The organism is Mucilaginibacter sp. UR6-11 (genome assembly GCF_020880695.1).
Lineage (GTDB): Bacteria > Bacteroidota > Bacteroidia > Sphingobacteriales > Sphingobacteriaceae > Mucilaginibacter.
This window is the reverse complement of the sequence record NZ_JAJIWO010000001.1, coordinates 1149349-1168140: the sequence shown is the minus strand read 5'-3', so window position 1 is coordinate 1168140 and position 18792 is coordinate 1149349. Positions and strand designations below refer to the sequence as shown.

Here is an 18792-nt window from a genome sequence, read left to right as displayed (position 1 = left end):
GTGCCCAATTTTATAAGAACCCTGTGAACTCACGTTCACGGGGTTTCTTTGTTTATAACCCAGGCCTGAACCAGGCAGAAATAATCATCTCAGCCACACCGGTAATGCCCCTTAAGCCGGTAGTAAAAACAAGCGTTTCCCGGGTATCAGCCTGTATGCCGGTAGTAAAAACGGCCCTTTTCCGGGTATCCCGCCCGATGCCGGTAGTAAAAACGGGCGTTTTTCGGGTATATGGCCTGATGCCGGTGTGATGGTTTGGAGTTAATCGGCTGGTATTCATGTAGTTGCTTTTTTAGGCCTTGCTTTAAGCCACTTTTTTCAACTGGTAATAACGCTGGCTTTTTTTAATGCTGCCGCAGGTTTTGGGGCTGCACCAGGTGCGGTTATGCGCACGGCTTACGTCCATGAACAGGCTGCCGCAGGCCGGGCATTTCTTTATTTGGCGCCATAAGCCCGTATCCAGCAGGCGGGCGGCTTCGGCTATGATGAGGTATAGCGGCAGGTTCATATCCTCGTTAATGTTGTAAAAGTGCTCGCGGATCATGCCATCTGTGCCCGTTTCATAGCGCAGGTGTTGGCGCACGTGGTTATGTTGATCATTAAACCGGTCTATAACCAGCGGGTGCACCTCGCGGCCCGCCAGCAGGTCGTTAAACAATTCGTCAAGCGTGTTGCGGGCGCTGCGGGCGGTGCAGTAGCAAAGCTCGGCTTCGGGCGGGTTGCAATTGCCCTCGTTCCACAGCCCCAGGCTTTCATCCCAGTTAATCAGGTCGGTCTGCTGTGCCCAGTTAACCAGGCTCTCGTAATTGGTCAGCAGGTCAATAAAGCCGCCTTTGCGGTCTTTTTTAAAGGTATTAATAAAATTGAGGGCGTGGTTCCCTCCGTCGGTAAGGCGGGCGGCAGGTTTGCGGCGCGGCCGGCGAACAGTGCGGTTCATAACTAAATTTTTGATTTTAAATAAACAGGAAAACGGTAATTCAAAACAACCCGGCGGTTAAAGGCGGGTTACGCGGCGGTACAGGACATACCACCGCAACAAAGATACGGAGATTTGTATTTATAAAGAAATTTCTTTATTTAAAGTGAATTTTATTTTAGGGGTGGCGGTTTGGTTAAGCGATTTGATAAGGATAACGCAGCTTATGCTATGGGCGTTTCCCGCTGATAGAAGCGGGCCGGGCTTTCCATTCATACGCCTGCAGGCCTTACGCGCGCAGCCGGTATCCATTTCAATCCCTAACGCGGCCGGCGCTCATGAACGCGCGCCGCCGACTCACCCGATCATCGCTTCGCTTGATCACCCTCTCTTCCGCAAGCGGGAAAGAGGGTTGTTTGTTTTATGCCAACCTTCTTTCCCTTTTATCATAGCAGCCTGGGGCGCCAAAAAACTGGGCGCAGGCAGCCTGTCAGCCCCCATCATTTTCGTGATCATAAGTAGTTGTTTGTAGCCCTGTGCGATAACTGATATAATGTAGCCGCAGACTACAGGCATAGTCGTCCGAAGTTGAAAACTTCGGACAGCGGGTTGGCGCATGAAATAGCCCATTTAATTTTACACCTCGGTAATATGCCGCTTTGTGGGCGGGATGAAGAAGCCGAAGCCTGGAATTTTGGAATGGAATTTTTAATGCCGATCTCGGAGGTTAAATATGATTTGAATAACAGCATTAGTTTGTAAAAATTAGCAGACTTGAAAAGGGTTTGGAAAATATCAATAGAATCTATCCTATTCAGAATACAAGATAAGGGTTTGGCTACATATAATCGATGCCGTTACCTATGGTTGCAAATTTCCTCTCGTGGATGGAAGAAAGTTGAACCAATTGAAATACCAAAAGAAACGCCTACCCTAATAAATAGAATGGTTAACATGTTTATCTCTGACTTGGTTTACAGCAAAGAAGAGATGGCAAGCATGCTCAAGGTTGAAAAAGATGAGTTCGAAAATCGTTATTTGACCGCAAAGTGCAAGCTAAGAGTAGCATAAAAAAGGGCGTAAAGCCTAATGCCATTAAGTTAAGGATTTTAATCTATTCGCTATAGTGCGGTCTCAAATAGTAGCCACCGCCCGTAATCCGATTCTTAGGCATTTGTTTAGACACCTTTAAGCATTATTTCCAAACGCGATAAATAATGGCCGCATAGATTACGCAGCCGACAAGCACCATATTCAAGGTTTCAAATAAGGTCTCGGGAAACGTAGGCGATTGAATGACATAAGCTGAAAAAGACAAGACGATCACTGCGAGCGAACTGATGCTCAATATCCATTTTCTTGGTAGATTCGTTTTAATGGGAATCGCAGGCATTGATTTAGAAACAAGTGAAGACTGAGGCTCACGATTTAAGCCCAGATCAATATGTTCCGCGAGTCGACGCCATGTATAAAACCGGGGTAACACCTCAGCGTTCTCGACGCGCTGAAGAGAGCGCAGGCTGATACCGGCGAGTTCAGACAATTCTTTTTGGGTTAGCGCTTTTTTAAGTCGCCCTTCCCTTACCAGCATAGCTGTTTGCTCGCGCGTCAAAGAGGATAGTTCTGTTATGACATTCAACGACATTTAGACGACATTTTATGCAGTTGTTTTGATTCGGAAGCGAAGGTAGTAATTTAGCATCTGCAATGAAAAATTGGTTCCTCACTTATCCCCATATATCACGCCTGATCCTCAGTGCATTTTTATTGGCTGCCGCACTCATAGGCAGCGGATTTATTCATATACCATTTGTACCGGTCGGCATGTTACTGGTAATCCTGATAACCTGGCTGATGCTGCGCAGCGAGGGAAGAAATTTGAGTTTCTTAGGCTTTGATGTAAAACTCAGTCATCTCGTGTTAATACCTGCTGGCTTGTTGTTGGGTATAACTTCGTTCTTATTATCGTTCTACGTCGGGACGCTGGTGCGGGGAGACCATATAATGGTTAGCCGAATGATTGACGGCACATTGTTGTTGAAAGAATTTTGGCGGGTTTTGCCGACAGCAGCAGTTCAGGACTTTATTATTGTAGGTTACTGTTATGTGAAGCTTATCGAACTAACTAATAAACGGAATGCGACTGTGATGTTCGGGCTTTTTTTTATTTGTTTACATGATATATGGGGCGACAATATCGTAAATGACCTGTTTTATGCATCTGGTTTATTCATAGGTTATTTGATGTTCTCTACGGCACTTTTACGCTCGGGGAGTATTTGGCTAGTTATCGGTTTGCATTGGGGAAACAACTTTGCGAATTCTTATCTCTTCACTTTCACTCATACTACAACTTCCTGGCTCTTTATCAGCGGACAACAGCAGCACAATCTGACGGTGTGGCAAGCCATCGGCTTGTTTATTGCGCTCAACATTGGCACAGTCAGCGTAATTGCAGCTATTAAACTAATATGGCGACCGAAAAATTGATTTTCATTATGAGCATGTAAAAGCTAAATCTCAATAGTATTAAAATGAAATAGTTTTACAGAAATTATCTTCATATGTCTGTAAACGTCAAAATCATTAACGAATTAAAGAACTTTATTACCCAGTCTGCAACTCAAACGGAGCTAAGGGAATTATTTACAAACTCTAAAAAGGATTTCTCCCGCGATAGAAAATTGGGGTTTGAGCGATTGGTTATTAATTAATTTTTTTCGCAAGAGCTATAGTATTGAAATTGCTGAATTTTATAATAAGTTAGAACTTGATAATCTTCGCCCTTGTTGGTGATAACACCGACAACGCCCCGCTAAATCAATAAAAATTAATACATTGTGTTTCCTTATACCTTAATCACGCAAATGGACTTAAACAGGGGGCAGTTAGTTTTTACTTTAAATAAGCAGCAGCGCTTTTCCATTACCGGTGTCGCTATTACACGTTTTTGTGCCAAAATAAGCTGTTTATGAAGCAATCAATTATAATTTTTCTGCTGTTTTTGATTTATGGATGCCATGCTCCACAAAGCCAAAAACAACCTGTTGAATTTATTCACCCTATTAATATCAAAATTGCAGGTATACAAGCTTGTTTGGATACCGCATATCTTGATGGTTTTAATGGAATGAGTCATATAGCTCAGAAATTGATCCTGATTAAAAGAAACGACGACACAATTGGATTAGGAAAATTGCATTTAAATTCAAATCAGCTTTATTTGGATACTTTACCTAAAGGATTAGAATTGGGATACTATTCGTTTAAACATAAGGTATTTGTTGATATAAAATATCTCCCCATAGCTGAAGATGAAGCAGATATTAAAATAATTTTTTATGCCCAATATATCGCCCGGCACTTTAGGGTTAAAAAAGCGGGTAATAAATTGATTGTCAGGAAAATTTTGTGGGGTATGTCATAATATATAGTTGCTTACAATGAGGTTGACAATATAAATTGTCCTAATTAAATTATTATACTATATACAATGAACAAAATTATTTTGCTGATAATAGGGTTGCTTTTTAGCTTGGATTCAATTGCCCAAGAGATAACAATAGGTACAACAGCAGACGTAAAATTGCCGCCAAACGCTGAAAAAATAGATAAGCAATCAATGATTGCCAGGTCCGGGAGGTTATATGGTAATTCACAATTACAGCATTGGTCTAAAACTGATAATCTATATAAGCTCGATGACATAACGTTGAGTATATGGGATGTGCATCATGCAAAGGATGACACAAGAACCTTAGACGATATCAAAATTCAGATGTTGGGGCTTTTTGAAAACGACAAAAGCATTAAAGTAAGTGATGCAACTATTAAGAAAGTAAAGAACCATTGGTTTTTGATTATTAAATATCAAAAGGGAGAACCTTTTTATGTTTGGTTCATTTCTGATCCTAAAAATTTTAAATCGTTAAATGGGTTGATGGAATTTAAAAAAGAAGATCAGGGAAAGGCTGAAGCCAAACTGAATGAAATATTAAATAATAGTTTTTTCAGATAAATTAACTTATTAAATTTCCGCCCTTGTTGGTGTTGTCACCAACAAGTACCTGAATGCCGGATTAAATATCGCCATTGCCTCCCCTGGTTGTTGGTGACAACACCAACAACGGCCCCCGCACTCCCGCCAAAATGGCCGCGCGTTTACTTAGCGCGTGGACGATTTAATGTAGCCGCAGACTACAGCCATAGTAGTCCTCAATTACCAACTTTCAACAACGGGTAGTGGCGCAGGTCTGATAACGGTCATGAAAAAAATGATTCTCGGCGAATATGATCACCATCACTTTTGAACCGGCTAAAAAAATAGATTTTTGGCTGTTATTGCTAATAGCGCAACGGTAGTTCATTTGCGCCGTTAGTACGCCAACCAATCATTATTTTTAATAGTAATTCATGGATATGAACGTCGCCGAAAAAAAAAGAGAAGTAAACATTTATACTGCTGAAGAAGCCTACCAGCAATCGCTTAAATATTTTAAAGGGGATGAGCTGGCGGCCAGGGTATGGGTAAATAAATATGCGCTGAAAGATTCGCGGGACAATATTTACGAAGCTACACCTGATGATATGCACCGTCGTATCGCTAATGAGATTGCGCGGGTGGAGCACCGCTACCCTAACCCGTTATCGGCAGCCGAAGTGTTTGAACTGATCCGGGACTTTAGATACATCATCCCGCAGGGCAGCCCTATGACCGGCATTGGTAATCCTTACCAGGTTGCTTCGCTTTCCAATTGCTTCGTGATCGGGAACGATGGCCATGCCGATTCCTATGGTGGGATCTTTAAGATAGATCAGGAACAGGTACAACTGATGAAAAGGCGGGGCGGTGTAGGCCACGACCTGTCGCATATCCGGCCGAAGGGTTCGCCAGTCAAAAATTCAGCACTTACCTCTACCGGGATCGTGCCTTTTATGGAACGTTTTTCTAACTCTACCCGCGAGGTGGCCCAGGACGGGCGGCGCGGCGCGCTGATGCTTTCGGTAGCCATCAGGCATCCCGATGCGGAGGATTTTATAGACGCTAAAATGGAGCAGGGCAAAGTAACCGGGGCCAATGTATCCGTGCGGATAGACGATGCTTTCATGGAAGCAGTGGAATCCGGGTCAACCTACCGGCAGCAATACCCCGTGGATAGTAGTACGCCGACTCATGAAAAGCTGATCGATCCGCGACGCCTGTGGCAAAAGATCGTTCATAATGCCTGGCGCTCGGCAGAGCCCGGCGTTTTATTTTGGGATACGATCATCCGCGAATCGTTACCTGATTGTTATGCCGACCTGGGCAATAAAACAGTTTCAACCAATCCCTGCGGCGAGATCCCCTTATGTCCCTACGACTCCTGCCGGTTACTGGCTGTTAACCTGTTCAGCTACGTAGCTAATCCGTTTACCGCAGCAGCGGCATTTAACTGGGAACTGTTTAAAAAACACATTCATGCGGCCCAGCGTATTATGGATGACATCATTGACCTGGAACTGGAAAAGATTGACGCGATCCTCGAAAAGATAGCCGCGGACCCCGAGGACGTGGAATTGAAGCAGACTGAAACGAATTTGTGGCAGAATATCCGGAAAAAAGCCGGGGAAGGCCGGAGAACCGGTATCGGTATCACAGCCGAAGGCGATATGCTGGCGGCCCTGGGTTTGCGCTATGGCAGCGATGAGGCAACGGCTTTCGCTGTGCAGGTGCACCGCACCCTGGCATTAGAGGCTTACCGGGCATCGGTTAATACCGCCAAAGAAAGGGGGGCCTTTACCCTGTTCGATGCAGAAAGGGAGCGGCATAACCCGTTTATGCTGAGACTGGCAGATGCCGACCCGCAACTATTTTACGATATGCAGGAATACGGCAGGCGAAACATGGCTTTGCTCACCATCGCACCTACAGGAACTACCAGCCTGATGTCGCAAACCAGCTCCGGGATAGAACCGGTATTTATGCCGGTTTATAAGCGCCGGCGGAAAGTGAACCCCGGTGATAAGGATGCACGCGTAGATTTTGTGGATGACCTGGGTGATTCATGGGAAGAATACGTTGTGTTTCACCACCGGTTCAAGCAATGGATGACTGTGAACGGCCACGATCTTAATAAAAATTATTCGCAACAGGAGCTGGATGAATTGGTGGCGTTGTCGCCCTATTATAAAGCTACTGCCAACGATGTTGATTACCTTAAAAAAGTAGAGATGCAGGGTCAGATCCAGCAATGGGTCGATCACTCCATCAGTGTTACCATCAATATGCCTGCGGACGTGACCGTGGAAGTAGTAGGACAACTTTATATGGCGGCCTGGAAAGCAGGCTGTAAAGGCATCACCGTATATCGCGACGGCTCGCGTTCTGGTGTCCTGATCGCCAATACAAAAGATAAAACAGAAAACACGGTTAGTGAAACGGTATTTCCGGTAGACAGGCCACCCGTGCTGGGTGCCGAGATCGTCCGTTTCCAAAATAACAAGGACAAATGGATTGCATTCATCGGGTTGGTCGACGGCAAACCCTACGAAATATTTACGGGCCTGGCCGATGATGAGGATGGTATCCTTATCCCGCGATGGGTCAATGAGGGCATGATCATCAAGAATAGAGATAGCGATGGCGGTTCTCGCTATGATTTCCAATACCAGAACAGGTACGGCCACAAAACCACGATAGAGGGACTTTCATACAAGTTCAACCCGGAATACTGGAACTACGCCAAGCTAATCTCAGGTACGCTGCGCCATGGTATGCCTATTGAAAAGGTGGTAGACCTGGTTGGCAGTCTGCAACTCGACGAGGCAATAAATACCTGGAAGAACGGCGTCGCCCGGGCGCTGAAAAAATATATCCCGGACGGTACAGAAGTAAAAAAACAGGTTTGCCAGAACTGTAACTCAACTAACCTGCAATACCAGGAAGGCTGCCTGAATTGCAAGGACTGTGGTTCCTCCAAATGCGGGTGAACCAACTTTTGAATTTTGTTTTTATATGCGCCATTCTTCCCCGGATGGCGCTTTTTAACTTTTTGGGGTTTCTCCGGGTTAGTGACGCGGATCACTTTTTAATCCGGCGATAAAAGATACGTTTGCCTTTAACAGCCTAAAACGCTGCGGATACCAACCATGAATATATACAAACAATTTACTTTTGATGCAGCACATTTTTTACCCAAAGTGCCAGAGGGGCATAAATGCCGGGCGCTGCATGGCCATACCTACCACCTCACCGTTTTTATTTCGGGCGCAGTTTTGCAGGAACCAGGCTGGGTGATGGATTTTACCGATATCAAGGCAGTTTGCAAACCGGTGCTGGACCGTCTTGACCACGCTTTGCTAAATGAGGTGCCCGGCTTAGAAAACCCCACAGCCGAAAACGTAGCCAGATGGCTGTGGCAACAGTTTGAAAGCGGGCTGCCTGGTTTGCAAAAAATCGAACTAAAAGAAACTCCTGCTTCGGGAGTAATTTATGAAGGTGATTAAATTATGTGTTGCCTGTCCGCGCGCAAACGCGCACCTATTGCTACCGCAAGCGTTTGGCTTGTGGTAGCAATAGGTATCGTTGCATACCTGCGCCAGCGGGGGGAAGTTCTAATCAATTCCAGCATAGATTTTCACCGGGCCTAATAAACCCGACGGGAGCAAAGGTGTATTAACATTAAGCATATCAAAACGAAACACTTCATGCGTTTTTGTGAAGCGTTTTTCCACAGGTAAGCTAAGATCATGTACCACCCGGTTGGCCCATAAATTAATAACATTTACGCGCAAAACGTTGCCCGTTGCTTTTAAAGCGCCGGTGATCTCCACGCGCCAGGGTGCGCACCATAGTATGCCCAGCTTTTGGCCATTCAGGCTTACTTCGGCAACGTCTTTTACCGCACCGAGATCAAGAAAATATCGGCCGGCTTTGCCGGTTTTTACCACATCACGCAAATCAAAAGTTTTAACATAGGTGGCCGTACCCGAGTAGTATTTGATGCCTTCCTCTGTTCTGTCTGTCCAGCTTATCAATTCAGGAAACTCAACTTTGGCAGGGCCACCCCAGTTTGGATCAAATGCGGCCTCCCATGGGCCCTCCAATTGTTTAACCTCCGCGAGGTTTGGGAAATTGCGTTCGGCTCTTCCACGGGCACCCGCAGCAATAAGTTTACGAAAAACGACGAAATAAGAACCAAACGCATCCAGTTGCAGTGGTAATGTAGTAAGGCCATTTGCTTGCTGATAAGCTTTGGCAACCCTAGTTTTGCCGGTTAAAGCGTCCCATATCTCTGGCTGTTTGCCGGCTACACGAAAAGTGAAATTATTAGTTGCCGGTTTGTTGGTGCGATTAATGATGAAATAAATATCGGTATCGCCGCTTCTGCGGTGAATGTAGTCGAATTGATCGGGATCTTCAGCCTGTCCGGTAAAAGTAAGGTCGGGGGCTATCCCGTCAGCTAACAAAATCTGTCCTGGTGTTTTACCCCATATCACCCTGCCTTTGCCAAACCGGCGTTCTGTGCGGGTTTTACCATCCAGATCGCCCCATATTTGGGCAGCTATTTGTTTTACCTGGGTATCGCACTCGGGGTAGCCCTTTAATTCGGCAGATATAACTGGTGGTGGCCCCACTACCGTAGCCCCCAGGCTGATCAACTCTTTAAGCTTTTTGATCACAGGCAATGACATCGCATCAGAAGGAACGGATGATACTGACAAGCCCTGATAGGAGCCTACTTCTTTAGCGATCTCTGCAGATGGCGAAACGCAATTTTGGAGTACCAAAAGTTTATAGCTCATGCCGTCGGGTAAAACTATACGCCCGTTCTTAACGGTCATGCGGGTTAGTAACGCCTCCGGGTTGCTGTAGTCGCAATCATATCCGGGGCCAAGCGTTGGGATATTGTACTTTGGCGGGGCCAAAAGTGGGGGCCTTTCACCTAAATAAAAGCAGACATCAGCTACAAAATTTCCCTGCTGCAACATATACTGGCAGCGCGACAGGTAGCTAAAGAAGGCTGTCGACTGTTCCCACCAGGTAATATTGGGCGTAAAATGTTGCCCGGCACAATATTCATATCCCGGCTTACCGTCGGCGGGTGGCTGGCAGGTGGCTGAGTGGAGCATAAGGCGATTGATGCCCTCACAAAATGCATCATTAGCGTAGGGTTTCAGGTCGCCCGGCCCCAGCGACCAGTGTGTGCCATCTTTTTCCTGCTCTGTAAAAGCCTCAGCCTCTGCTTCGCGTTTACCGTATAGATGTGCCGCAGTGGCGGTTTGTTTAAGGTTGAGCCGCTCGCGCCTGTTTTTGTTATAGCCGCCCGGCGCGTTACGGGTGCCATTTACCCAAAACTCGCCTGCAAGGATATCAGACCGCCCAAAGTTTTTCAACACATCCTGTGGTGGGATATCATTGGGCCCACCAGCTTCGTTGCCTACCTTCATGCCGTTCTGATGGCATAGATCGGCAAAATGTCCATAAAAATTTTCGGCTATACAATCTTGTATCGTACGGTCAAAGTCATCGCGGAAGCGGGCAGATACAGCCTCATTAGTAACCGTATAACCTGCCAGTACCGGTAAATAAGCTTTAAGGTCATAACCCCTGAACCGGGTAAATTGGTTAAACATGTCTTGTGTCCAGGTAAGTTTGCCGCACTCCCAGCTGTCAGACCATAAGTAATCTATTTTACCGCCGGCTTTTTTGGCTTCGGCAATAACGGTTTTGCCTAAATGGGCAAAATAATCGTCGAGGGCGGCACGGCTTAAATAATCTATCTCATAACCTTCGCCACCCTTAAAGGTGTCACCTTCGGGATAGGCTTTCCATTTGCTCCACGGATGCCCTGTGAGCGTGTAGCCGGTTCGTAGTATTACCCAGTTTCCGGCAGGTATGTCCCATTCAAAATGACCGTTCGCACCTAATTTAGCCGTAAGATCTGTCACTGTCGTTGGGTCGATCTCTTTTGTACCGTCACGCAACCGGAATGCCTGCACGATGATATCATGATAATAACCGTCTTCAATCTGAGGTTGCGGAAGGGATGTGGAAAGTTTACCCGGACCAGAAACTTTTAATTCGGCAGACACTACTTTTTTCATGGCGTTGTCTTTAGTGACCGACGGGCCCATCAATGTCCAGCCGCCGGCAAGGTTAAACCCAAGTTCGATATGAAGCCTTTTGGCCTCCCTTACCGCGTGACGGAAAAGGGCACGCCATTCTTTCCCCAGAAACTGTACGCCGGGCAGCGGTTCTTTACCTGCATAACCTCCGTTACAGATCAGGTTGACACCGCTAATGCCTTTAGCTTTAAATTCTTCCAGGTCGCGGGTGATACCGGCCTTATCCACCCTGTTATAAATCCAAAACCAATAAACCCGCAGTTTGGCGGGGTCTGGTGGTGCTATAAACGAGCGCAGCAAAATGTCGGGGGCTGTAGTGATTTTTTTTGCAGGAGATTTTATGGATTGCGCGTGGCTATTACCCGCAACGCCCAATATAAAAAACAGGACAAAGGACAAGGACAAAAATAATTTCTGATTTACGGGACAACGGATGATAACTGGCATCTGTTTTAAGATTAGTTAAGACTTGGGTGATTTTAGGCATGACCTTTCTTTATTAAAGATGCTTGATCATGAGCAATAAATAAAATTGAACCGGTAATATTGGTTACGCAAATTTAAATGTAAAATAATGGCAACTGTCCTGTACTGTCCGTTATCCCGTCCCGTGCACTTCCCCGCGTTAGGGATAAAGCGGATACCTGCCTTGTGGCTAAGGCCCGTGCAGTATGAGCGGAAAGCCCGGCCCCGCTTCTACCGGCGGGGAACGCCCTGCTGGTTGGCAAGCATTAAGGGTACCGGGATTTTAAGCTTGCTTTCTTTTTTCGGCAGGATTTTGTAATATTATAACCGTAAAACCAAATCCGGATAATGCGCCTTTTAAAACCGTTGCTATCATTAAGTTTATTGCTGTGTTGCCTGTCCGCTGCAAACGCACAACAAATTAAATGGGACAAAAACCGGCCGCTAACCTGGGATGATTTTAAGGGCCCGGTGGATATGAACAGTCCGCATGACGCGGTTACCAGTTGCCAGGTAGCTTATAACTACCATTGCCGGCATATTGACAGCGTGTATGTGGTAACGGTTGCCATAAACAGCTGGTTTGATTGCCAGGCATCATGGGCGGTAAAGCGGATGGAGAACGAGGACATATTAAAGCACGAGCAGGTGCATTTTAATATTCATGAATTGTATATGCGCCGGCTGGCAGCAGCCTTTAAAGCCGCCCGGTTCACGGCAGATTACCGCCGGGAGGTGAGATGGATCTTTGATGACGTGATGCGGGAGGCGCGCGCCGCCCAAACTAAATATGATGAGCAGACCGAGCATTCGAGAGACGCCAAACTACAGGCGTATTGGGACAGCTATGTACAAACACAGCTGGATCACACCTCGCCGGATTATTAGGTTTTTTAGGCCGGCGTCCATTTTTTTCCTTCGCAACAAACCTATATATTTACCGTTCCAACCTAATGGCAGCTGCCTTTAATGATGTATTTATGAGAAAGAGTTTTTTATGCCTCGCGGCGATAGTTTTAATAGGTAACGCTGTTGTCAGCGCGCAAACCGCCACCGCTTTACCCCAGGCAGATATTAAGGGCGTTAATGCCTTTTACCCAAGTAACAAGGCCCCGTTGCTGCCGCAGCAATTTATTAAGCTGCCGGTTACGGCGTTTAAGCCATCGGGCTGGTTAAAGCAGCAGCTGCTGCTGCAAAAAGAGGGACTTACCGGTAACCTGGGCGAGATCAGCATCTGGCTAAGTAAAACCGATAATGCCTGGCTGAACAAAAGCGGCAAAGGAAAGTATGGCTGGGAAGAGCTGCCGTACTGGCTAAAGGGTTATGGCGATATGGCCTATATGCTTGGCGACGCCAAAATGATTAAAGACACCAAATTTTGGATAAATGCTGTGCTTGACAACCAGCGGCTGGACGGTGACATGGGCCCCATCATAGTAAAAGGAAACGGCAACCGCGACCTATGGGCCAACATGCCCATGATATGGTGCCTGCGCAGTTATTACGAATACAGCCATGACGCGCGGATTATTGCCTGCCTTACCAGCTATTTTAAATGGCTGCAAAACTATCCCGAAGAACGTTTTTTAAAGGACTACTGGGAAAACAGCCGCGGCGGCGATTACCTGGTGAGCATTTACTGGCTGTACAATATAACCGGCGATAAGTTTCTGCTTGACCTGGCTACCAAGGTTGATAAAAACACCGCCAACTGGCGCCAAGCTACCAACCTGCCTAACTGGCACAATGTAAACGTGGCCGAGTGTTTCCGCGAGCCGGCTACGTATTACCTGCAAAGCCACGCAGCTACCGACCTGGAAGCTACCTATAACGATTTTAAGCTGATCCGCAATATATACGGGCAGGTGCCGGGCGGGATGTTTGGCAGCGACGAGAATGCGCGCAAAGGTTATGACGACCCGCGCCAGGCCGTTGAAACCTGCGGCATGGTTGAACAAATGACCAGCGACCAATACTTATTACAATATACCGGCGACACTTTCTGGGCCGAAAACTGCGAGGATGTGGCTTTCAATACCTTCCCCGCCGCCTTTACCAGCGACTATAAGGCCCTGCGCTATTTAACCGCCCCCAACATGGTGCTGAATGACAGCAAGAACCATGCGCCGGGTATTGCCAACAGCGGTCCGTTTTTAATGATGAACCCTTTTAGCAGCCGCTGCTGCCAGCATAACCACAGCGCAGGCTGGGTTTATTATGCCGAAAACGCCTGGATGGCAACCCCCGACAACGGCTTAGCCGCGCAGCTGTACCAGGCCGGTACCATTACCGCCAAAGTTGGCAACGGTACGCAGGTTAAAATAACATCGGCTACGCAATATCCTTTTAATGATGTGGTGGGCTTTACGGTTAATACCGGCAAGCCGGTGTCGTTCCCGCTGTATTTGAGAGTGCCAAAATGGTGCGCCAATGCCAGCGTGATGGTTAACGGCAAAAAGGTGGCGGTAAACGCTATCCCCGGCGGTTACATTAAGCTAACCAACAAATGGAAAAAAGGCGACAAGATCAGCCTTAAGCTGCCTATGCAGATCAAAGTGCGCCAATGGGCGAAAAATAAAAACAGCGTAAGCGTAAATTACGGGCCATTAACCTACTCGCTGAAAATCGGCGAAACCTATAAAAAGGAAGACAGCAAGAAAACCGCCATGGGCGACTCGGGCTGGCAGGAAACCGCCGACCCCAACAAATGGCCGTCGTTTGAGATCTACCCGGCTACCGCCTGGAACTACGGCTTACTGTTAGACGCCAAACACCCCGAGCGGTCGTTCACCGTGGTGCATAAGGCCTGGCCCAAAGACGGTAACCCGTTCACCAACGCCAATGCGCCTATCGAGCTTAAAGCAACCGGCAAACAAATTAACGACTGGACCATTGACAAATACGGCCTATGCGGCGTACTGCCACAGAGCCCCGTTAAAACAGAAACTGCTAAAGCCAACCTAACGCTGGTACCTATGGGTGGTGCAAGATTGAGAATCTCGGCGTTCCCGGTGGTGGAGTAAGGAGTGATTGAGTGAGTTGCGAATGAATGAATGATTTATATCAGAGCCCGGTGCGTGAAGTGCCGGGCTTTTTTGTGGATTGTTAGATTAGTATATCCTGCCGGCATATCTGTTGATACCCGCTTACTTGCCTGTCAGCTTTTTTAAATGCTCCGTTGCATTATGGCTATCAGGATTAAGCTCAAGCACCCGTTGATAATTTTGAATAGCAGAAACTTTGTCACCAAGGCTTTCATAGGTTTCGGCAAGGCTGTCATAGGTATTGTAACTGTTTGGGTAAAGACTGACATTTAGTTTAAAGATTTCCAAAGCTTTTGCCTTTTCGCCTTTGTTTAATAAATGATAACCAAACAAGTTTACATCATCTTCAACCAATTTAAAAGAAGCATCGCTATGCTTTAAATCGGCCGCGGCCTTTACCGCGTTTTCAAATCCATTTTGGTTTAAAGCTTTAAGGAGCAGGTTGATTGACCGGGAAAATCCAAAACCCAGTTCTGCGCGTTGCGCGGCAGTAAAATAAATCTCATTATAGATGGTTTTTGCCAGATCATTTATAGCATCCGATGCCTGGTTATCGTTTTCGTTGGTTAAAATAACAATACCAAAACCTTTAGCCGGATAGCCTGCCATATAACAAGAATAGCCGAATGTCCCGCCCGAACCTGAGATCTCCCTTTGACCGTCGAAATTAGTTTTGGTGAACCAGTTTAACCCGATAGCCAGTGTTTCCGGGCTGCCCCAGGTGGGCTGGTGCGTAAGTTTTACCGCCTTATTAGTTTCGCTAAGCTGGTCACCAAGATACCTTACCATATCTGCAATGCTTGATTTTAGCACACCCGCACTGCCCGCGTCTTTAGGGATCTCCGGCATAATCATGCCCTTTGCATTATATCCCCTGCTTAATAAAGCCCTTTTAGATGCAGGTACGGTTACAAAAGTGCCTGGCATTTTTAAGGGGCCGGTGACATAGCGACGCAGCAATTCCTCATAACTCATCCCATAAATATCTTCCAGAATAAACCCCATTAGCTGAGCCGCCGTATTTGAATGGGCCAGATGGGATCCGGGTTCGGCGGTTAATTTTATGCTATGCAGATCGTTGAAAAACTGCTGCCGGGTATAGCCGTCGTGGAACCTCCTGGCCTCAAAAAGTTGTGAGTCGGGCGGCACTGCTTTAAGAGTAGGTTTTTCAGGAAGATTATCCGGAAGACATGATGTCCAGTTAGCTAAATTTTTTAAAGTGATAGGTTTATGATGATATTCCAGGTTCTGATAGTCGCCTTTAAGGTATTTGCGGATATCATCCGTTAAACTCACCCGATTTTCTATAACGGCCTGTGCCAGCAACCTGCCGCTAAACGTTTTTGTTAGTGAACCTATTTCATAAATAGTTTGATCTGTAGGGGCAGAATTTTGGTTTGTACCGCTACTGCCAAAGTGATACCGGTAAATTTCGCCCTTTTTGATGATCCCGACAGACAAGCCCACCCTGGGTCCGCCGGACATAAAAGACAAAGCCGCATGTTTAACAATAGTGTCTATATTTTGAGCGTTTGCCAACTGCTTTACGCCGGTAAATAATGCAATTAATAGCCAAACTTTTTTCATTCCTTCGTAATGTAAAAGTCGTGCCAGTAAATTAATTAACTTATAGTCAGTTATATATGTATGATAAATTATAAACTGTTGTAATAAAAACGAACGGTTGGTGTCCGGTTTTATTAGTGTGATTTAGCCGGCTTGCAGGCCGCAGGTGCTTGCCATTGCAATAAAGAGGCGACGGGTTAGCCATGCAGGCTTAACCTGTTTCCATCCGGATCAATCACGGCAGCAAACAATCCCCACGGCGTTTTTTCAGCCGGACCGGCGGTTATGCCTTTGGCGGTCAGGTCGGCTATGTCTTTGTAGATGTCGTCGGTTTTGATGACGAGGCCGTTAACGCTGCCCGGCGTCATGTTCTCGAACCAGGTAACCAGCGTAATGCTTATCCCTTTGGTGCCCGGCAATGCCATTTGGATCCATTGCTTATCGCCCTCAAAGGGAGCCTCAACTATAACTTCAAAACCTAAGGCTACGTAAAATTCTTTGGCCCGCTGCTGGTCGGTAACCGGGATGGAAATGATCTCTATTGATTTCATGATGGGGTTTATTTATAAAGCTAATTTAAGTAAAAGCGCGGATATCCTACTCCCTGCATAACCTTTCAAGCAAAGCCCGGTGCTCAGGATATTGCTTGATTAATTCCTGTTGCTTAGCCATCTCAAACTCAGCGAAATCAAAACCGGGCGCTACGGCGCAGCTCACCAGCGCGAACCCGCTGCCCGACGGTATCTCGGACGCAAACCAGGTGTTGGGTGGTATAATTGCCTGCAGGCTGCCGGTAGCGGTATCGCTCAGCTCAATCAGGGTATGTGCGCCGTCATTATCAATAACATGGATATGCAGCGGCGCGCCTTTATGGAAATACCACAACTCGTCCGACGCCAGGCGGTGGAAGTCCGAGAAGTCCCGCCCCTCCAGCAAATAATAAATAGAGGTGCAGGCCTGCTTTACCGCCGTTGCGCCCGCCCGTGTAACCTCGTGCGCCGATCTGAAGACTTCTTTATAATAGCCACCCTCGGGGTGCGGCTGCAGGTTTAAATGTTCTATCCAGTATTGGGCGGTTTCGGTCATGGGGTATTGATTTTATAGATCACAAGTTATAAAATAATCCTGTACACTTAATCCAAATCGTTGTTTCGTTTTTCCTTTCGAAGTTCTATTTTTGATATACGGTCATCAATCTGTTAATCAATAATTTACATGCAATGGAAATCAAAATAATTACTGACCCGCTTAAATTGGATATTTCTGGCTTTTCGGGTATCGCTGCAAATAAAAATTATGTAGGAACTGCCTTTGCATTAATGGATAAAATTTGGCCGGTGATCAGGGCGAAAGGGATAAAAAATAAAGGGCTCAACATTTGGGTGTATGAGCCGGATGAAGCGGTTTTTGCCGGGATTGAACTGGAAGATCCGGCCATTGAAGATACGGGGTTTGAACGAAAAATCATCTCGCTTCCAAAATATGCTTACTATAAACATATCGGTCCGCATGGCGGGGTTAAGCAGGCGGGCGATAACATGCGAAATGAAATCCGAAAGATGGGGTTTAAGCCTGCTCTCCCGTATATTGAAATATACGGGCATTGGACAAGCGATGAAAGCAAGTTTGAAACGGAGTTAATCATGTCTGTTGATTAGGATTCGGCCCGGTTTAAATCACTGGTGCGGGATAACACCGACCGGGGGGCGTCAGGTAAGTGTCGTACTTATCGCCTGGTGACGCTCATGGGCCTTTGCGCTTCCGGATGACGGTGAGTCTTATGCTTGATGCTTTCTCTACCACGTCATTGTGGGGAACGAAGCAATCCCTACAAAAGCCAATCAATTTACGCTAGCTATAACTCTTTGTACACATAGGTATACTTGGTGTTTAAATAAGTATTGGTTTTGTAGTTAAGCGTGGCGCCGGTAGGGTAACCATCGCTGTCATAATTATAAGTGTAGGTGCCGGGTTCCAAAGAAGAGTCAGTCTCGACGGTAATATTGTTTGACGAAAGGTATTCGATCTTATTTAATTGGAGCGCCACGTTTTTTAGTGCCGCAGGTAAATTTAAAAACTTATTTTTCCTGTCGTCATAGCTAAATGTAAGGTTGTATTGTTCATGTTGTATTTTCGAGAGATTATTACCCTCATAGTAATAATAAGTTAGGTGGCCGTCGTTATGTGTTTCTGTTAACTTACCGTTATTATAGGCAAAACCTAAAGCGCTTTGCAAGGTTACGCTGCCATCGCCACTATAAAATTTATGTGTAAGTGTTTGAACCAGCCCGTCGGCATAATAGAGTTCATCGGTACTCCTGCTAGTGTTGGTGCCGGATTTTGATAAATACTCAACCGAAAACAGTTCATTGCCATTGTAAATGTAATTAGTCGTATTGTCACCTGTTTTTTCAGATATCAGTCTTTTGTTATCGTCATAGGTATAATAGGTCGTTGTGGTAACAGCCCCTTGTACGGCAATTACCTGCGTCAGATATTTTAATTTTTTTGGCTGATCGGTGATTACGGGGTTGTTTTTCTTGCAGGCGGCCAGCATGGCAACCGCAACAAATAAACTTAACAGTATTTTAGCTTTCATGGTTTATAAAGGTTTGGATATAGGTAATTACAAGGTATAAAAATTTATTGATAATAATTGCTTTTTGCTGCAGACGCACCGCTTGTAATTAACCC

17 protein-coding genes are annotated in these 18792 nt (G+C 46.1%); 9 read left to right on the top strand and 8 right to left on the bottom strand.

Going from position 1 to position 18792, the window contains the following annotated elements; translation table 11 throughout:
• Positions 1-52: 52 nt before the first annotated feature.
• Together LJ658_RS05415 and LJ658_RS05410 are read right to left on the bottom strand one after the other, a co-directional pair.
• Complete coding sequence (locus tag LJ658_RS05415) at positions 53-280, bottom strand: hypothetical protein (protein ID WP_230545439.1); 228 nt, start codon at positions 278-280, stop codon at positions 53-55.
• Positions 281-304: 24 nt separating this feature from the next.
• Positions 305-937 carry a CGNR zinc finger domain-containing protein gene (locus tag LJ658_RS05410; protein ID WP_230545438.1) on the bottom strand — a complete coding sequence of 211 codons (633 nt, stop codon included), beginning with the start codon at positions 935-937 and terminating at the stop codon, positions 305-307.
• Positions 938-1082: 145 nt separating this feature from the next.
• Between LJ658_RS05410 and LJ658_RS05405 the strand changes: the two genes are divergently transcribed.
• Positions 1083-1448, top strand: coding sequence for a hypothetical protein (locus LJ658_RS05405; RefSeq protein WP_230545437.1), 366 nt, complete (start codon positions 1083-1085; stop codon positions 1446-1448).
• A 663-nt stretch (positions 1449-2111) separates the two neighbouring features.
• Here LJ658_RS05405 and LJ658_RS05400 read toward each other — a convergent pair.
• Positions 2112-2528 (bottom strand): helix-turn-helix transcriptional regulator, encoded by a 417-nt coding sequence (locus tag LJ658_RS05400; RefSeq protein ID WP_230545436.1) that lies wholly within the window; start codon positions 2526-2528, stop codon positions 2112-2114.
• 95 nt (positions 2529-2623) lie between these two features.
• Between LJ658_RS05400 and LJ658_RS05395 the strand changes: the two genes are divergently transcribed.
• The 5 genes from LJ658_RS05395 (at position 2624) to queD (ending at position 8401) form a co-directional block, all read left to right on the top strand.
• Complete coding sequence (locus tag LJ658_RS05395) at positions 2624-3406, top strand: type II CAAX prenyl endopeptidase Rce1 family protein (RefSeq protein ID WP_230545435.1); 783 nt, start codon at positions 2624-2626, stop codon at positions 3404-3406.
• A gap of 481 nt (positions 3407-3887) precedes the next feature.
• Positions 3888-4343: a hypothetical protein gene (locus tag LJ658_RS05390; protein ID WP_230545434.1), complete on the top strand. Its 456-nt coding sequence runs from the start codon at positions 3888-3890 to the stop codon at positions 4341-4343.
• A gap of 66 nt (positions 4344-4409) precedes the next feature.
• Positions 4410-4934: a hypothetical protein gene (locus LJ658_RS05385; RefSeq protein WP_230545433.1), complete on the top strand. Its 525-nt coding sequence runs from the start codon at positions 4410-4412 to the stop codon at positions 4932-4934.
• Positions 4935-5329: 395 nt separating this feature from the next.
• Positions 5330-7885, top strand: coding sequence for an adenosylcobalamin-dependent ribonucleoside-diphosphate reductase (locus tag LJ658_RS05380; RefSeq protein WP_230545432.1), 2556 nt, complete (start codon positions 5330-5332; stop codon positions 7883-7885).
• Positions 7886-8044: 159 nt separating this feature from the next.
• Positions 8045-8401, top strand: a complete 357-nt coding sequence (queD, locus tag LJ658_RS05375) for a 6-carboxytetrahydropterin synthase QueD (RefSeq protein ID WP_230545431.1) — start codon at positions 8045-8047, stop codon at positions 8399-8401.
• A 108-nt stretch (positions 8402-8509) separates the two neighbouring features.
• On the opposite strand, the gene LJ658_RS05370 is transcribed toward queD, so the two are convergent.
• Positions 8510-11470: a glycosyl hydrolase gene (locus LJ658_RS05370; RefSeq protein ID WP_230545430.1), complete on the bottom strand. Its 2961-nt coding sequence runs from the start codon at positions 11468-11470 to the stop codon at positions 8510-8512.
• 366 nt (positions 11471-11836) lie between these two features.
• On the opposite strand from LJ658_RS05370, the gene LJ658_RS05365 reads away from it, so the two are divergent.
• Entirely contained in the window at positions 11837-12376 is a 540-nt protein-coding gene (locus LJ658_RS05365) for a DUF922 domain-containing protein (RefSeq protein ID WP_230545429.1), read from the top strand.
• Between the two features lie 65 nt (positions 12377-12441).
• Positions 12442-14511: a beta-L-arabinofuranosidase domain-containing protein gene (locus LJ658_RS05360; RefSeq protein ID WP_230545428.1), complete on the top strand. Its 2070-nt coding sequence runs from the start codon at positions 12442-12444 to the stop codon at positions 14509-14511.
• Positions 14512-14634: 123 nt separating this feature from the next.
• On the opposite strand, the gene LJ658_RS05355 is transcribed toward LJ658_RS05360, so the two are convergent.
• The 3 genes from LJ658_RS05355 to LJ658_RS05345 form a co-directional block, all read right to left on the bottom strand.
• On the bottom strand, positions 14635-16119 hold the full coding sequence (locus LJ658_RS05355; protein ID WP_230545427.1) for a serine hydrolase domain-containing protein: 1485 nt from the start codon (positions 16117-16119) through the stop codon (positions 14635-14637).
• A gap of 176 nt (positions 16120-16295) precedes the next feature.
• Positions 16296-16649, bottom strand: coding sequence for a glyoxalase superfamily protein (locus tag LJ658_RS05350; protein WP_230545426.1), 354 nt, complete (start codon positions 16647-16649; stop codon positions 16296-16298).
• A gap of 46 nt (positions 16650-16695) precedes the next feature.
• Positions 16696-17184 carry a cupin domain-containing protein gene (locus LJ658_RS05345; RefSeq protein WP_230545425.1) on the bottom strand — a complete coding sequence of 163 codons (489 nt, stop codon included), beginning with the start codon at positions 17182-17184 and terminating at the stop codon, positions 16696-16698.
• Positions 17185-17318: 134 nt separating this feature from the next.
• Here LJ658_RS05345 and LJ658_RS05340 point away from each other — a divergent pair, with 134 nt between their 5' ends.
• Positions 17319-17756 carry a GyrI-like domain-containing protein gene (locus LJ658_RS05340; protein ID WP_230545424.1) on the top strand — a complete coding sequence of 146 codons (438 nt, stop codon included), beginning with the start codon at positions 17319-17321 and terminating at the stop codon, positions 17754-17756.
• 197 nt (positions 17757-17953) lie between these two features.
• On the opposite strand, the gene LJ658_RS05335 is transcribed toward LJ658_RS05340, so the two are convergent.
• Positions 17954-18697 (bottom strand): hypothetical protein, encoded by a 744-nt coding sequence (locus tag LJ658_RS05335; RefSeq protein WP_230545423.1) that lies wholly within the window; start codon positions 18695-18697, stop codon positions 17954-17956.
• Between the last annotated feature and the right edge of the window lie 95 nt (positions 18698-18792).

Coding starts and splice junctions, on each gene's coding strand:
- LJ658_RS05415 (WP_230545439.1), bottom strand. CDS start 280: ATGAATACCAGCCGATTAACTCCAAACCATCACACCGGCATCAGGCCA.
- LJ658_RS05410 (WP_230545438.1), bottom strand. CDS start 937: ATGAACCGCACTGTTCGCCGGCCGCGCCGCAAACCTGCCGCCCGCCTT.
- LJ658_RS05395 (WP_230545435.1), top strand. CDS start 2,624: ATGAAAAATTGGTTCCTCACTTATCCCCATATATCACGCCTGATCCTC.
- LJ658_RS05390 (WP_230545434.1), top strand. CDS start 3,888: ATGAAGCAATCAATTATAATTTTTCTGCTGTTTTTGATTTATGGATGC.
- LJ658_RS05385 (WP_230545433.1), top strand. CDS start 4,410: ATGAACAAAATTATTTTGCTGATAATAGGGTTGCTTTTTAGCTTGGAT.
- LJ658_RS05380 (WP_230545432.1), top strand. CDS start 5,330: ATGGATATGAACGTCGCCGAAAAAAAAAGAGAAGTAAACATTTATACT.
- queD (WP_230545431.1), top strand. CDS start 8,045: ATGAATATATACAAACAATTTACTTTTGATGCAGCACATTTTTTACCC.
- LJ658_RS05370 (WP_230545430.1), bottom strand. CDS start 11,470: ATGCCAGTTATCATCCGTTGTCCCGTAAATCAGAAATTATTTTTGTCC.
- LJ658_RS05365 (WP_230545429.1), top strand. CDS start 11,837: ATGCGCCTTTTAAAACCGTTGCTATCATTAAGTTTATTGCTGTGTTGC.
- LJ658_RS05360 (WP_230545428.1), top strand. CDS start 12,442: ATGGCAGCTGCCTTTAATGATGTATTTATGAGAAAGAGTTTTTTATGC.
- LJ658_RS05355 (WP_230545427.1), bottom strand. CDS start 16,119: ATGAAAAAAGTTTGGCTATTAATTGCATTATTTACCGGCGTAAAGCAG.
- LJ658_RS05350 (WP_230545426.1), bottom strand. CDS start 16,649: ATGAAATCAATAGAGATCATTTCCATCCCGGTTACCGACCAGCAGCGG.
- LJ658_RS05345 (WP_230545425.1), bottom strand. CDS start 17,184: ATGACCGAAACCGCCCAATACTGGATAGAACATTTAAACCTGCAGCCG.
- LJ658_RS05340 (WP_230545424.1), top strand. CDS start 17,319: ATGGAAATCAAAATAATTACTGACCCGCTTAAATTGGATATTTCTGGC.
- LJ658_RS05335 (WP_230545423.1), bottom strand. CDS start 18,697: ATGAAAGCTAAAATACTGTTAAGTTTATTTGTTGCGGTTGCCATGCTG.